General features: G+C 49.8%; 1 pseudogene. It reads right to left on the reverse strand.

Annotation, left to right across the window (positions count from 1 at the left end):
• Window positions 1-312, reverse strand: a pseudogene (locus CIK04_RS23655) (peptide-methionine (S)-S-oxide reductase); the annotation flags it as partial.
• Window positions 313-695 lie beyond the last annotated feature (383 nt).

Genomic DNA, 695 nt, shown 5'->3' on the forward strand with positions numbered 1-695 from the left:
ATACTTGTGGGTCAAAGATCACGCGCACCACCTCCGTATGGCCCGTTTGACCACTGCACACTTCTTGGTAGGTGGGATTGAGCGTAAAGCCACCACTGTATCCGACCGACGTCGAAACCACCCCATCGAGTTGCCAGAACAAGCGTTCCGCGCCCAAAACMAGCCCATGCCGAGCAGTATTTCTTGTTGTCCTTGAGTGGCGGGGGCGGTGATATCACTGCCGTTGACAAAATGAACTGGCTCTACTGCCATTGCTTCTTGGCGGCCCGCGAGCGCGTTATCGGCATCGACCATGATTTGTTTGTTGAGCATCYCTCTTCCCTTATATTCATCTGTGATATGACTCCGAACAAAAAACGGAATCTGGTTGTCCCTTTGTAGGGCGGGTGCTATCTTGCAATGCTCAGTCTCCGCTGGTGATGCAGGATAGTTTAGACCGTCAGCTTAACGCAACTTGTCTGCTTATGAGTTGTGTCGATTCTACACCACATTCATATCCGCAAAGCCTCGATGTCAGCCGACGTTGTTTTGTACGTACTAAAGCATGATAAAAAAAGTATTACCACTATTAGTCAGCTCGCTTTTTGCCAGCAATCTTGTTGCGGCGCCTCAAGTTTCTCTCTCTTTGGAAGGGGTGAGCGGTGCTGTGGAGGAAAATATCGAGGCGCACCTTACCTCGATTGATGAAAAGGATT

It is taken from the genome of Vibrio sp. 03_296, from assembly GCF_002265885.1.